Origin of the sequence: Gimesia panareensis, from assembly GCF_007748155.1 — a bacterium.
In the GTDB taxonomy this organism is placed as follows: Bacteria; Planctomycetota; Planctomycetia; order Planctomycetales; family Planctomycetaceae; genus Gimesia; species Gimesia panareensis.
The window spans coordinates 2038273-2053943 of record NZ_CP037421.1 but is presented as its reverse complement, the minus strand read 5'-3'; the positions used below and the strand labels follow the sequence as shown (position 1 = coordinate 2053943).

Annotated in this window: 6 protein-coding genes; 1 reads left to right on the top strand and 5 read right to left on the bottom strand. The window is 53.6% G+C overall.

All coding sequences use genetic code 11. The annotated features are described in order from the left end of the window. Positions 1-174 precede the first annotated feature (174 nt). Complete coding sequence (locus tag Enr10x_RS07730; RefSeq protein WP_197997514.1) at positions 175-2559, bottom strand: ABC transporter substrate-binding protein; 2385 nt, start codon at positions 2557-2559, stop codon at positions 175-177. A gap of 439 nt (positions 2560-2998) precedes the next feature. Continuing rightward, entirely contained in the window at positions 2999-8194 is a 5196-nt protein-coding gene (locus Enr10x_RS07725) for a PVC-type heme-binding CxxCH protein (protein ID WP_197997513.1), read from the bottom strand. 303 nt (positions 8195-8497) lie between these two features. On the opposite strand from Enr10x_RS07725, the gene Enr10x_RS07720 reads away from it, so the two are divergent. After that, complete coding sequence (locus Enr10x_RS07720; RefSeq protein WP_145448646.1) at positions 8498-9118, top strand: GntR family transcriptional regulator; 621 nt, start codon at positions 8498-8500, stop codon at positions 9116-9118. A gap of 87 nt (positions 9119-9205) precedes the next feature. Here the strand turns inward: Enr10x_RS07720 and Enr10x_RS07715 are convergent, their stop codons facing one another. From Enr10x_RS07715 to Enr10x_RS07705, 3 genes are all read right to left on the bottom strand, one after another. Then, the gene (locus Enr10x_RS07715) at positions 9206-10387 is read right to left on the bottom strand and encodes a fasciclin domain-containing protein (RefSeq protein WP_145448645.1); all 1182 of its coding nucleotides are present in this window, start codon (positions 10385-10387) and stop codon (positions 9206-9208) included. A 301-nt stretch (positions 10388-10688) separates the two neighbouring features. Beyond that, a complete protein-coding gene (locus Enr10x_RS07710; protein WP_145448644.1) occupies positions 10689-13709 on the bottom strand; it encodes a PVC-type heme-binding CxxCH protein in 3021 nt (1006 codons plus the stop codon). Between the two features lie 176 nt (positions 13710-13885). Further along, on the bottom strand, positions 13886-15316 hold the full coding sequence (locus Enr10x_RS07705; RefSeq protein WP_145448643.1) for a sulfatase family protein: 1431 nt from the start codon (positions 15314-15316) through the stop codon (positions 13886-13888). Positions 15317-15671 lie beyond the last annotated feature (355 nt).

Sequence of the window (15671 nt, the reverse complement as noted above, 5' to 3'; positions counted from 1 at the left end):
TGGCTTATCTACTTCCAGGCAGGTCACTTATGACTTTACACATATGGCAGGAATCAAATCATAAGTGGGCCCGTTAGACTGAATAACGGACGAGAGAGGAATACTGCTACCGGCAAAATCATCCTTTTTTATCAACTACGGAGCCGGGGCATCCGGTGACGCGAATGATCGATCTTATTCCAGATCCAGTTCTTTGTAGCGGGCATCTTTGCCGAGAATAGTGCCCCAGACGCGATCTGAAGCCTGATGACGCGAAGGCCCGAAGTTAATAATCGGCCCGATCCCCAGATCCAGATTCTTGATCTGCTCCAGGGAATCAATCAGATTTTCAGTCGTGAATGCTTTGCCGGAAGCCTGGAGTTTTTTCATACCTTCGACCAGGCACTCTGCAGCCAGGTACCCTTCCAGGGAAACAAACCCCGGCTTGGAAAGCGGGTAGTATTTTTTCATCGCATCCCGGTAGCGCAAGACTCCCGTAGCACTGGACAGATAATAGGGCACGACCTGGGTGACGATCACTCCTTCAGCATACTTCGCCCCCATTTCTTTAAACTGCTGCGCCAGCAACTCGCTACCCACAAAGGAAACGGCAGCGGTCTGGATCTTTAGCTGGCGATCCTTGATCTGTTGAACCATCAAAGCGGCGGGCTTGAAAGTCGCCACCATGATCAGCGCCTCGATCTGATTCTGATTCTGGACAAGCTGCTCGACCGCCCCGGAAATCTGGGTCGTATTCCGGTCGTAACCCACACGAAGAATGTTTTCCGGTTGAACTTTGTACTTCCCAAGCGCTTTGGCAACCCCGGCAAAACCATCATCACCAAAGGAATCATTCTGTGCAAAGACAGCAATCTTGTCTGGTGCGATCCGCTCATGTTCAACAAAGTAGTGCACCATCGCCGCGGTTTCGTCGGCATAGCTGGCCCGCAGATTGAAGACATAACGATCGGGCGGATCCCGGCGTAATGCCTGAGCCCCGGTAAAGGGAGCGAAGAACAGGTGCTGATTCTCATTCGCATACGGTACCGTGGCTTTGGCAGTCGGAGTTCCCACATTTCCGATGACAGCGAAAATCCTGTCATCCTCAAACAGGCGGTGCATGTTTTCGAGTGCCTGATCGGGCTCGTAGCCATCGTCTTTCACTACCAGCTCGATCTTGCGTCCGCCAATTCCGCCTTCGTCATTGATACGTTTAAAACAGGCCTGCATCCCCATGACCATATTATTGCCCAGTTCCTTGTTGGCACCGGTCATGGCGGTTGAGGTTCCCAGAATGATTTTGTCCGCTGTGATCCCCTGACTGGCAGGCAGCGCTTTCGCCTGAGATACAGGCGTTGGTACAGGACCAGCCCCCTGATTCTGATTGCCATTCCAGAAGTAATAAGGCACCAGAGTCAGCAGTAAAAAGGTCACCAGGAACATCACACTGTTGAAAGCAATTTTCTGCCAGCCCGCAGGCGACTTTGCTGAGGAATGTGCCCTTTCCAGTTCTTCCTGGCTCAGAACAGTTGTATCGCCGTACTTTTCCGAATTCGCAGTAATCGCCTTTAAATCGAGCAGCATTTCCTGAGCAGACTGATAGCGATCTTCGGGTTTCTTCGCCATCGATTTCTGAACGATCGCGGCACATTTATCCGGGATCTTCGCATCCACATCACGTGGATCCAGCAGATCGGCATGGCAGTGTGCATACATGATCTGAACAATACTGCCCGCGTCTTCGTAAGGATGGTCCCCGGTAAGCAGGGTATAATATGTTGCTCCCAGGGAGTAGATGTCGCTGCGTAAATCAACCGGCTTCGACTCACACTGTTCCGGGCTCATAAAGTAAGGCGTACCGATGAGCTGCCCGTCCTGAGTCAGTTGATGAGACTGCTGCACTACCCGCTTGGCCAGACCGAAGTCCGCTACCTTGATTGTGCCATGCCTGGACTGCAACAGGTTCGCCGGCTTGATATCCCGGTGCACCAGACCGGAAGCGTGAGCCACCATCAGACCTTCGCAGGCATCGGCAATGATCCGGGTCGCCTGGAGAGGCGAATAGGGACCAACCGTCTCCAGGTGATCGTCAGCACTGCCCCCCGTCATCAGTTCCATGACGATATAATTCACATCCCCTTCCTGGCCAATGTCGTGAATCGACACGATATGGGGATGGGTTAACCGGCCCGCCGCTCTGGCTTCAGCCAGGAATCGTTCCAGCATGTTTTTATCGGAGGCTAATTCGGCTGGTAACAGCTTGATGGCAACATCGCGGCCGATGGTTTCATCATGGGCGCGATAGACAACACCCATGCCTCCCTGCCCGAGCAAACCGGTAATTTCATACTTACCCAGTTTTCTACCAATCCAGGCAGCCGCTTTTTCCGCGGAAGGACCAGCCAGATCCTGGGCGGATTTACTGGCGGAACTGTCGACACCGATTACGGTTTTATCAATCTCCTTGATGTCAATCGGGGGAAACTGATCGACAGTATCCTCCTCTTCCACATTGACTGGGGGAAATTCATCCACAGTTTCTTCACCATCCAGGGGATCTGTAAAACCTTCGTCCGACACGGTTCTGATTTTCCCGAGACCACGGGCCTCGTTCATTTGCTTATGACAATTTATTACACCACAGGCTGCCCGACACCCAACATATTCGTTTGATCAGTTCAGGATTATTGGATATTAAGGAGGTATTAATAGATATACAGAATCATCGTTCATAAAAAAAATTTACGCAATCGATTTTTTTTATTCTTGGACGATTATTCACGAAAAGTCGGAGCCCGCTATCAGTCTGCAGTATCATCACCTCTTTCCTACCCCCATTAACGGCAGAATGTTGGAGTTGCCATCTGCATTTCACTGAATTTTTGTGAATTCGATCTCAATTCGTGCCTCGGAAAGTGGATCGGAATCGGGGCAGGCAAATTCTGTGTAACCGGTTCGATCCGTACTTTCATCGGTCTGCAGCAGGCAGCAAAGACAGGAGTGACCGGAGCACTAAATCTCAGTTGCTGGATTCTCGTAAGCGAACCGTTTTCAGATCCAGCAGGGCATTTTTGAGCTTCCCCTGGCTATGGAGCGACAGCCGGGGCTTACCTGCCGACAGACTGATCGTACCAATCCGGCGGTTCTGGTAGACATCCCAACTCCCGGTAGACGGCACCGTCCAGAACAGCTGCTGGCCATCGACCTCCAGAAGAAGCTGGTCACCTGCCGTCCCGGGAGGACAGGCGTATTCGAGGTAGACATCGTACCGACCGGAACAGGGGACAGCCAACGTCCAGACGGCACGGTCATTCTCGCTTTGCCAATATCCCAGATTCTTGTATTTGCTCTCAAACTTGAGCGTGGAACCGTAGATCTCAGCCAGTTGCGGAGTCAGGAAATAGTCACCGCGAAGTGCTTCCGCCTCCACAACAGCTGGCTCATTTCCGGGGAAGGTCTTTCGAGGCAACTCTGCTGTATTCAGATAGGCAATCACGTCCGCCAGGTTTTGAGGTGTCATATCTTTTTCCAGCCCTTCCGGCATCAGAGACTTGCCGGTGCTCATCAGTTCTTCCAGGTCTTCACGCAACAGCGTCTTTGTCTTGCCATCCGTCTGAACCAGCGAAATGCTCTCACCACTTTCCGATGCCAGTAAACCGTTAAAGGTCAGACCATCTTCGGTAACAGCGATGTAGCTGACGTATTTATTCTCCACGGCTCGATTCGGATCGAGAATGGCAGCCAGCAGCGCCCGCGGGGACTTATCCGTCAATGCGGACAGATCAGGACCGATCGGCTTGCCCTCCTTGTTGAGCTGATGACACACAGCACAGCGTTTGACAAAAACCTGATGACCGGCATCTGCATTTCCTTTCAGGGAAATCACTGTAGAATGTTCGGCGACCACCTTCGCACGATCCGTATTGAGTGCAGAGGCCAGTAACGCTTTCGCTCGTTGCTGCACTTGACGATCCTTATGACTCAACAGTATCTGGCGACTCGAAGCATCGATGTCTGCTGCCGAGATCGACTTGTTCTTCAATCCGTCCAGCACCGCTTGAACTCCCGCCTTGCGACTGAGCAGAGAATTCAGAACCTCTGAACGCAAGCCGGGGCCATAGTTCTTCCAGCGTGCCAGCATCAGTTGCATTGTCTGCTGATTTCCAAATTGAGACAGGGCAGTCACAGCAGCACTTTGCAATGCACGTGGATTACGAGGCGACAACAGCTCGGACAACAGTCCCAGATCCTCTTCGCGTTGCTCAAAACCGTTCCCAAGCAAAGACACAACCTGCCTGCGGGAATCGACGGTCGCCGATTCGTCAACTGCAATCTCCCGCGCCGCCTGGAACAGCGGTTTGAGTTCATGTAAAGCTTTCCGCAATTCGGGGCCAGCTTTCTGAGCATATTGCGGCAGACTCTGATTCCGCCGTGCCAGGGACTGCAGTAAGGTCGCTACCACTTCAAACTGCCAGGCCTGCCAGTTCTTGTTCTGCAAAGGTTGCGCGGTGCGATCGTAAATCGCCACCAGCACATTCTGCTGACCGGCAGAGACTGCCATCCCCACCAGCGAGTTCAAGATCTGCAGCGGTGGCTGTTTTCCCTGTAACTCATCAAACAGAGACGTTGTGAATGAATCCAGATGATTTCCAACCGAACTCAAAATCGCCGTTCGCAGATACGGATCCTGATCATGTTGGATCGCCAGTCGTGCCAGCGCTGAACCTGCCTGGGGTGATTTCCATTCTCCCAGTGAATAAGCCAGTTGCATCTGCAGTTGCGGATCCGGATCGTCCACCAGTGCAAGCAGCCGTTTGCCCAGTTCCGGTGACTGGTTCAAAAAAGGCTCACTGAGTCGAATCGCATGCCGGCGAACTCCGGGATGTTTGTCTTCCAGGGCCGTAATCAGAACTTCTTCTGAGATTGCGTCCAACCCGTCCAGGGTGCACAGGGCCTGCAGACGTGCGGTGGGTGAATTGCCCTGCTTGACCATTTGTTTGAGGTACGGAACCACCGATTGATCGCCGCGCGTCACCATCAGTTTCTGTACCATGTCCCGCAGCGTCCCATTCGGACTTTCCAGCTGCTCAACCAGTTCCTGAGGAGAGAGCTGATCGAGGCGTGGCACGGCGCGTAAGGGAGCCTTATCAGGAACAACTTTGTAAATCCGCCCCTGTTCCTTGCCGGCCCGCAGATCCAGTTTCTCCTGCATTTCTTTGGGGATCCATTGCGGATGCTCGATCACATGCCGATACATGTCTGCCACCCAAAGTGCGCCATCAGGGCCGGTGCGTGCCATCGTAGGCCGGAACCAGTTATCCGTAGACGCCAGGAACTCCGAATCCTGCTCACTCTCCGCCCGCTGGCTGGTAAACGTCGTCCCTTTCGGCTTGACGATTTCGCGGTGGACCAGATTATGTACTGGTTCACAGATAAAGGAATTGCCTGCGAACTCCGTTCCCAGCAGGTTATCTCGATAAAAGCAGAGACCACAGGCGGAGGTAATTCGATTCACTTTGTTGAAGTCGTTGAAACGCACCTGCGTGCGACTGACCGGAAAAATGGTCGCTGCCCCGGGACGCACCGAGACCTGCACCTTCGCATCGGGGGCAATCAGATTCTTATTGCGGCGGAGATAGTGATCCGCCAGGGCATAATGAAACGCGGGATTGCTGTTATTGCTGCCGAACCAGTTGCCCCAGTCATCCCGCTCCCGGCCGAACTGAGTCTGCCCCGACTGGGGATCCATCTGGCCGGTATCCGGTTTGATGCGCAGATCCCGGCGACCGAAATTCAATTTCTGGCCCGTCTTCACTGAGCGCAAATCGCCGCCCGAGTCTCCGTTCGCCAGGTAAACCCAGTTATCCAGGCCCCACCGCAGCCCATTCACGCGGTGCTGCTGGTTCCCTTCTCCAAATCCAGTAAACAGGGATTCGCGTTGATCCGCTTTGCCATCTCCGTCCGTATCTTCGGCATAGAAGACCTCAGGAGCGGTTGTCACGATGGCCCCCTTCCGCCAGGCCATCACTCCCGTCGGATAGCCCACCCCTTCCAGAAAGACTGTTGACCGATCATACTTGCCGTCGCCGTCGGTATCTTCCAGAAAACGAATGCGTCCATCAAACGTTCCCGATTCATTGACGCCCAGCGGGTAGTCTGCCATTTCCGCGACCCAGAGCTTTCCATCCGGCCCCCAGTCAAAGGCAATCGGATCTTTGACTAGCGGTTCCGCCGCCACCAGTTCGACATGAAAACCCGGTTTAACCTTGATCGTTTTCAGAGCCTCTTCCTTAGATTTGGGCTGCGGTCCCTGCTCTGCCAGCATCTCTTCAAATGACTTACCTGCGACCAGGTGCTTCTTCTTCGCTGTATCTTCATTCTGCACCCAGAGATGCTTCGAATGGAACCAGGCCCCATTGTTGGTCCCTTTCCGTGAAATCATCGGCACTGGCCCTTCGGCATCGGCCCGCTCCTGGTCAAAGACTTTCTTCCAGCCCGACTTCAGCGAGGTAAACAGATACAACGAGGCGTGGTCTTCATTCGAAAACAGAGTATCCTCAAAACCATCTTCATTCACATCGACAAACCGCAGGCCCGCGTCGCGACCCTGGTCATCGACAATCGTTGCCGGCTGAGGAAGCGACCAGGGCAATTTTTGCCAGCGCCCCTGTTTCTCTGACCACGCAAAAATCAGGTTCTGTTCTGGATTCGAAACAATCAATTCGCACTGTCCATCATGATTCAAATCCCGCAACCGCAGCCCCTGGTCCACGCCAGCTTTGAGGGTAAATAATGCATCCGCCCCCTCAGGCAAGCCCGCCAGCAGTTCGGAAGCCGACGTCCATTGTTTGCCATCGAACTTCCAGGCAGCCGAGACTTCAGGCGTGAGCGTCAGCAGGATGACCTGCCCGTTCAAAACACCGAAGCGGCCCCGGATAGCCTGCTTTCCCTGTGTGTCAGACGCAGCAACCAGACGGGTAGGAAAACCGGTTTCACTCCAGGTCTGTTGTCCGGGATTCCAGATGCGGGTTTTCTGCACCTGTTCATTACCAATGACCACATCCATAAATCCATCTGCGTTCAGATCCAAAAGTCTCACACCGTTATCTGCCCCCTGTCTGTTGCGCAGGGGTTGGCCCGCCAGCAGATGCTGATTCATCCGATCCAGAACTTCCCGGAAGGAGAGAAACTGCACCGCGGAACCATGCTTCTGGACCGCGTGGTCGATCAGCTTGATGATCTGCTCATTACTGATCCAGCCATGCGGGTGGAAGACCAGGTTAAACGTCCCCTCTTTGACGACGGTCGCATCGATCACCGCGGTCCAGTCACGTACCGTCAGCGGATTGAACGGCTTTTGACGATGCTGGGCAGACCAGTCGCTGGGAGTCACACAGGAAAATTCCCAGCAGAGTCGCGAGATGGGATAGGGATAGGGGTAATTGAAAATCGTATTCACGAAACCCCGATCCGTGGGAACGTACTTTTCAATTCTCCCCTGCCCGTTGGGATCGGTAACCAGTTCTTTTGGCAGTTCCGGATCCTGGTCAGTAAACACATGAAAGACAGAAGTGTCGATCTGCAGAAAGTTCCCTGCGGGAGTGGTCTGATTAAAAATTTCGGTAAAAAAACGGGGACTGACCGTATTGAGTGAATCGCAGCAGGGCATGCGATACGCCACCGGATGACTGTGGGGAATCTCGCTCAGCAGATCGATGCATTTCTCGACAGTCCCTTTGGCTTTGGCAAAATCACGATCTTTCAGCAGGGGACAGGGATGATCGTAAGTATGCACATCGATACTCACGCCCTCCTTAATCCACGTCTGCAGATGCGGATCTTTCGGATCGACGCGGCAGGTCATGATGCTGACACCGGCACGCCCGTTAATCTCTTTCAGCCGCTCCAGGATCGGCCGCAGGTAGGTCTCGTATTTCTGGACATCCCGCATGTCGTCGATCGCCAGCACGCAGACCGCCTTGACCTGCTTGTCGCCATACCACTGAGGCGTCGCCAATTTGGGAAAATTTTGAGAGACATAATAAGGATCATCCTGATCCAGATAGACCAGCCGATTGCCTGATTCGGTTACCTGCTTCTCGGCAGATTTTACGCCCCCCGGTCCAACAGTCAGACTGGCAATACTCACCAGCATCGACAGCAGGAATGAAAAAGGAATCTGGGAAGAATAAAGGGGGCGAACAGCGGAAAGCATCGTAAAATCTCCAGTATCCAGGGGGAGTCGAACGCAGAACAGTTCCACCAACTGACTCATTCAGCGGTGCAAAGTTCTTCGATTCCAGTCTGTTTGAGATGCCCCGACGAGTCAAGCCCGAGACGGAGACTTTGTATACAATCTACACAAATCCCCGCCGGACAGATTTAGGGCACCCGTGGGTCAACAACCGCTATCTCAGCAAACACGCCATATTTTTGACTGGTTCCGCATCTTCACTTTGTATACAATCAACACTAATCGAGTTCCTCCCCCCCCATCAAACTGAAACGGACCTGCCTGATGAGCCAGACAGACCTGACCTCAAATCCGACGGCGAATATCGTGGAACAACTGCGAATGGAGATTATCACCGGACGCATCGCAGAAGGCACCGCTTTGCGCGAAGTCAGCCTGGCAGAGCGGTTTGAGGTGAGTCGTGCCCCGGTGCGTGAAGCCCTCAAGCAACTGGCACATGAAGGCATGGTGGAGTCCAAACCCAATTGCGGCATGCGGGTCGCGCCATCCTCTTCCAAGTCGATGCAGGAACTCGTGATCCCACTCCGGCAGACCGTGGAATCGTTCGCCCTCAGATCCATTTTTGATGACCTGGATGAGGCCGATTTCGCAGAGTGGGAAACGCTGCTCTGCGAGATGAAATCCGCGTGTGAGAACAGGGATTTCAATCAGCTGGCGGAACTGGATATCAGATTTCATCAGTCAATCGTAGCCAGATCACCCGAGCAGGGTCTGATGACCATCTGGCTGACGCTCGTATCCCGGGTTCGGCGACACTTTCTGGAAGGATTTCAAAAGCCGAGCGATCCAATGAAAGTCTACTTTGAACACCTGGCAATCGTCTCCATGTTTCGTTCCGGCAAACTGGAACCGTCGATCCAGGCACTGATCTCGAATATCGACTGAGGCTCCTTCTCCGAAAAAAAAACGCTCCCGCAGTCCGGAACATTTCTCAGACCACGGGAGCTCCTCACTGAAGTTGACCAGAACCACTTACAGTGCAGACATCCGTGCATACGCATGATCCAGTGCATTTCGCAGAGTCCAGGCCTGCTGTGATGCACAATGCATGTTCTTGGAATGGGCCAGCGCCTGTCGCATCTGCGTGCTGACTTCGGCAGGCATATCCTCGACTCCCGTCAGGACGTTTTGCATTGTCTTGCGATACAGCGTTGCCGTCTGATGGTAGTGTCCGCAGTTATACAGACTCGCTCCCTCCGCCACAGCCTCTCTGATTTTATGACAGGCTTCGCTGGCAGTCAGTTTTTTATCTTTCGAAGGCATGAGCACTGCATCGATCACGTGAATCACTCCATTCGATGCATCAATATCCGTCTTCAGAATTTTCGCCTGATTGACCTTTGCCACACCACCGGTGGCACTGATTTTCACCTTCGATCCCTGAAGCGTTTTCGCTTCTCCGGCAGACAGTGCATCCTCCGAGTAGACACGTCCCGCCACAACATGGTACTTCAGAATCGCGGCCAGTTTCTGCTTATTTTCAGGCTTGAGTAATGATTCCAGCGTTCCCTCGGGCAGTTTCGCAAACGCTTTATCCGTCGGTGCGAACACTGTAAAAGGCCCCTTGTTTGCCAGCGTCTCCGCCAGGCCCGCTTCAGTGGCCGCGGTCAACAGGGTCTTGAACTGACCGGCTGCGGAGGCGGTCTCCACCAGGTTCTTATCTGCCGGCAGGATGACCTGATCGATCACATGAATGATCCCGTTGGAACATTTGATATCCGTTTTGACGACCGTTGCTCCATCAACCATTACTTTACCGTCTTGGGTCATGATGTCGACCCGCTGCCCATTCAGAGTTGTAGCACCGCTGAGCTTGGTGACCTCAGCAGCAGTCACCTTACCAGGCACGACATGGTAAGTCAGAATCGCTGCCAGCTTCGATTTGTTTTCGGGCTTGAGCAATGTCTTCAAAGTTCCCTCGGGAAGCTTCTTGAAGGCTGCATCAGTGGGAGCGAAGACGGTAAACGGCCCCTTACCTTGCAGTGCAGATACCAGTTCTGCTTCTTTCAACGCCGTAGCCAGCGTTTTAAACGAGCCGGCTTCGACTGCAGTTTCAACAATGTTTTTCTGATCGGCAGAATACGAAAGACTGGCCGAAAACGAGACAGTGACAGCGGTGGCCAGCGCCGCGAACTGTTTGACGAAGAGATTCATCAGAACGACTCCTTGGGTAGATGAAGATTGTCAACTGGGTTACCTGATCCATCCGGGATTGAGTGGCCACTGCGATTCCCAAACTATCGGTACCTTAGATCGCACAGGATCTTTGACAACCAGCATCTCAGGCAGATTTTTCAGAAATCACCTGAAAGGATTCATGCGGATTCTTCGATCATATTCGAAACCCGTTCCACGAACGGGAGTTGAAAAATCAGACTTGAAAGTCAGTTATCCAAAAGCATTCCGCCGACAATTCACAGGCAAACGACACGTCGCCCAACGATTTAAAGGCTGCCTATTTGATGGAATTCAGATAAGCCAGCAAATCAGCCATCTGCTGTTGATTAATCTGCTTTTCAAACCCCTCAGGCATGAAGGACAGCTTTGAACTGATCAGCTCTTCGATGTCAATTCGCAGCACCGTATCGCTGGTGCCGTCCGCCCGGGCAATCGTAATGCTGTTGGCGTTCTCGGTTTTAATCAGACCGGTGATTGTGCGCCCCTGGGTGGTCACCAGCAGGTAAGTCACATACTGAGGCTTCACCTCGCGATTGGGATCCAGAATATTCAGCAGCACTGCTTCAGTTCCCCGGTCCTTGATCGCCTTCAGATCTGCTCCCAGCTGCACGCCGACATTCTCCAGACGATGACAGGCCGCACAGTTTTTCTTGAACACCACCTTGCCGTTGGCAGGGTCTCCCTTGAGTTTGAGCGAGGCCTGGTATGCCTTGATGACGTCCGAACGTCCGGTCAGCCGCTGATTCTGAAACAGAGCCGTTGCCCGCTTTTTGATTGCTTTATCCTGACTGCTCTTGAGCAGTTGAACCCGCTCCGGGCTGATATCGCCCGAGTTGATCTCGCCTGCTTTCACCGCATCCAGCAGAGCCACCTGCCACGGTTTTCGGGAGAACAGAACTTCAACAGCGCTCATTCGCAACTGGGGACTCAGTCCAGGCCACGCTTCGACCAGCAGTTCTGCCACGCGATCGTCATTCACCAGCCCCAGTGTGGTAATCGCCTTCTGACGGATCGGGAGGGGCTGCTGGACAGACAACAGCTCCTCAAAGACCGGCAGGGTCTCGTCAAAATTCCCGATACTCAAAGTTGGAATCGCTCCCACACGACTCTTCACGGGCAGTTTTGTGTTCGTCGCCTGATCAATCGTGGACTTCATCATCCCGGACAACAGCTGCGCAGTATATTTACTTTTCGAACTGGCCAGAACCTGCTTGGTGGAAGCAGATGCTCGCGAGAGCAGATTGCGAAACGACTGCTGCGCCAGTTTCTGTTCTGATTTCGACAGCGTTTCCAGAGCCACCATCACCCGCTTGACGTTCTCCGGCTCCGACTGGGCGCCAATCTGAGTCGCCAGAGTGGTCAGAAATCCCTGCGCCTGTCTGTTTTTGAGCAGTTCCGAATTCTGTAACAGCAGGGCAAAGACTTCTCCGGCTCCCTGTTTGAGCGAACTCTGTACTGCCATCCGCATCCACTTGTTCTCGACATCCTGCGTGAGCAGGCCGGCCAGTGCCTGATTGCGGGCGATCGATTGAAATGCGCCCAGTGAAAAAGCAGCCTGGTACTGCACCAGCAGCGACTCATTTTCCGACAGAGAAATCATCGCCTGCTGAACCTGTGAGTCCTCTGCAAACTGTTCGGCGATCCGCAGCGACTGGATGCAAACATGGGGATCCTGATCGTGAAGTCCTTTCAGCAGTGTATTCGTATCCAGCGAATTCAACCCCTGCAGCGACCAGAGTGCCGTCGCCCGTGTGATCGGCTTCTTTGAACTCAATGCCAGCTGTTTCAGTTCAGGAACAATAGAAGTATCCTGACGCTCGTACAACAGTCGCTGCGCGGTATCGCGCGTCCAGCCGTTGTCGCTGTCCAGCAATGCCGCGAGTTCCTTAGAAGACAGTTTCGTATAATCGGGCATTACAGGTCGCTGGAACTTTTTGGGTACAATCCGATAGATCCGGCCCTTGTCCTGTCCGCCGATCGGATCAATGTGCTTCAGAACCTCTTCCGGAATGAAGGGGGCTCCTTCAATCAGCTCACGGTACATATCCAATACATACAGGGAGCCATCCGGTCCGTTCTCGAACTGAACCGGTCGAAACCAGACATCGGTCGAAGCCAGAAATTCCGCATTCTGGTCGGCACGCGGCGCAACCAGCGACAGGCCGTCGGGTTTTGGTGCAGCACGATAAACCAGGTTGTTAGCCGGCTCACCTACGAACAGATTTCCCTGGTACTTCAGCGGCCAGGCATCTCCCCGATACACGGTGATCCCGGTCGCTGCTGTGAAAAATCCGGAAGGCTTCCCGCCTTCGTAGTCTCCCTTAGCACTCGCAGCCCGGATTCGTGTCCGCAGAATCCGCCACGGTTCGATCTGACTGATCCGCATCAGCTTCGTAAATTTACCACCGGGTGCAATATCCACCGGAGCCGGCGGGGGTGCCAGATACGGGTTGCGGGCGATATAGCGATCATCGTACATCAACACCTGCATCGGAATACTGTTGGCACAGACGAACGCCCGGTTCCAGATTCCCAGGCTCATACCATGCTGACCGCCCCCGGTTGTCAGTTCGATCTTGCGGGTTGCCGGATCGAGTACCACGCCCCGACCTTTGGTATTGAATTTTTTCCCAGGTCCCTCAGCGGTCACGGTCACCATTCCGCCATCGATGCCCGTCGAAAAATAGATTCGGTTATCCAGACCCCAGCGGAACGAGTTGATCATCCCCTCGTCACCTTTATCCCGACCGAAGCCTTCCATAACAACTTCCCGCACATCAGCGGTACCGTCACCGTCGGTATCTTTGCAGAAATAGACATACGGAGGCGCCCCCACAAACACGCCCCCCTGGTAACAGAAAACCGCGGTGGGCAATGTAATGTCCGTCAGGAAGGGAAAGCTTTTATCGAAGACGCCGTCGCCGTCGGTATCTTCCAGCAGCTTGACGGAGCTGTAACCTTCCTTGTGGGCATCGTTATACTCAGGCATCTCAACCACATAGGCCCGGCCCCGCGCATCAAAACACATGGCGACCGGATCCCGTACGAGCGGCTCAGCGGCCACCAGTTCAATTTTAAAATCAGGATGAATCCGGAAGGATTTCAGCGACTCCTCAGGAGTGCGTGGCAGAATCCGGGGCATCTCTGCTGAGTAATCGACCTTGGCCGGGGATTCGCTTTTATCCGCCGATTTCGCAGTCATGGTCAGACCACAGACAAACACAATCAGACTCAGGGACAGAATTGAGACCAGACGAAAACGCTTGCTGAATCCGGACGAGACACGAGAGGAAGGCATAAGAAATCCTGTTAAGTTTTCAGTAGGCGGGATGACATAATTAATATATTTAATTTATTCACTGTCGCTCATTATAGAGAGACTGTCGGGGTAGATTGAAGGAAGGATTCCAGGAAGTGCCGGAAAAAACGGAAATCAGCGACCAGGCCTGATTTCCGCTTGCGAACAAACGCTTCTCACTGTATCAGCCGCTTTAATTCGGCCTGCATCTGTTTGACGACTTTCTTATTTCCTGGTGTATTGATTACGTTTTTGAATTCGTACGGATCGTTCTGCACGTCATACAGCTCGTCCATCCCCTCCAGGTCGTTGAACTGGATGTACTTCCAGCGCGGAGTCCGCACCGCCTTATAGCCCATCCGGTCCAGCCGGGGAAAGACGGTGTCGCTGTTATACTCAACCAGGATCGATTTGCGCCAGTCAGCCGGATGCTTCCCTTCCAGCAGAGGTACCAGGCTCAGCCCGTCAAACTTCTGATCAGTCTTCACATGTGCCAGATCCAGCATGGTGGGAGCCAGATCGACACTGACGGCGAACTCGTCGATCAGCGTTCCCCCTTTGACGAGCGGGGGATAACGCACCAGCAGCGGGACGCGAATCCCCTCTTCGTAAGGCAGCCGACGCTCCACGCTCAAACCATGCTCCCCATACCAGTAACCATGATCACTGGTAAAGACAAACACGGTCTGATCGAGCCGCCCCTGCTTCTCCAGCAGATCCAATAGCATCCCCACTCCCTCATCAATTCCGGCCAGCATCCGCAGACGGTCCCGGATGACTTCATCGCTGGTTCCCGTCTCCTCGCTGAGGGGGGGCAGGCCCGGAATTTTCCTGAGCAGCGCCGTCTTTCCCTTCAGATCATCCTTCACATTTAACCGGCGGGGAATCGCAGCGTTGGTATAAAGCGTTTCATGCCGTTTGGCCGGCATAAACTTCGCTGCGGAGGGATCGGTAATACTGCCGTCATCCCGCTGCGTCAGCTCGGGGTGCAATGCTTTCTGGGCAATATACAGACAGAACGGCTTGTCCTGATTCTGCTCCAGGAATTCATTCGCCTTCTGATTGAGCACATCGGTGGTGTGCCCCTGGAACTGCTTGCGCTCTCCGTTGATATTCAACACCGGATCAAACGACGTCCCCTGCCCTTTCATGCTGACCCAGTAATCGAAACCGGGGCGGGCTGTATCGTCATTCCCCATGTGCCACTTGCCCACGTAGGCGGTTTCATAACCGGCTTTCTGCAGGAACTGGGGAAACGTTTTGAGCGTATGGCTGTGTTCGCTCCGATTGATATTATCCAGGATCCCATGATTGTGGGTATAGCGTCCCGTCAAGAGACACGCCCGGACCGGAGAACAGAGGGGCGTCGAGCAGAAGGCGTTCCGAAACCGAGCCCCTTCCCGGGCGATCCGGTCAATATGGGGCGTCCGTACAAACGGATGTCCCATGCAGCCCAGTTCGTCCCACCGCAGATCGTCCACGAGCACGACCACAATATTCGGATGCTGCGGCACCTCTGCAGCGAAGGAATAGCTCAGCGGGAATGCCACAGTCAGGCCAAGCCAGACCAGGGTCTGTAACGTCACGAACCGGGTAAAACATCTCACGAATACTGCTCCTGGCTGTCTATCTGATTTTCAGGTCTGAGCACGCTGACCAGTCTGGATGAGCATCCACTGTACCAGACGGCGCGGCCGAATCAAGCACACAACCAGTGCCGCACTGAACAACCAGCTCTGTCTGGTCACCGTTTTCAAACCCGATCCAGTAGCCACGATTACAGTACTCGTTGTTCAAAAAATATTGAAATTCTCGATGAGATTCGCTCACTCCAGGCGGTTAATTCTTTATGCCGGAAAATAGGACTTCGAAAGACTGACTCAAGTCGAAACTGTCGCTCTCCAGGCGGGCCCGCCAATCCGCACAAACGGTACAGACCAGACCGAATTGAAGGGGTGACAT

Excerpts from the sequence above, each read along its gene's own strand:
- Enr10x_RS07725 (WP_197997513.1), bottom strand. The coding sequence starts at position 8,194 with ATGCTTTCCGCTGTTCGCCCCCTTTATTCTTCCCAGATTCCTTTTTCA.
- Enr10x_RS07720 (WP_145448646.1), top strand. The coding sequence starts at position 8,498 with ATGAGCCAGACAGACCTGACCTCAAATCCGACGGCGAATATCGTGGAA.
- Enr10x_RS07715 (WP_145448645.1), bottom strand. The coding sequence starts at position 10,387 with ATGAATCTCTTCGTCAAACAGTTCGCGGCGCTGGCCACCGCTGTCACT.
- Enr10x_RS07710 (WP_145448644.1), bottom strand. The coding sequence starts at position 13,709 with ATGCCTTCCTCTCGTGTCTCGTCCGGATTCAGCAAGCGTTTTCGTCTG.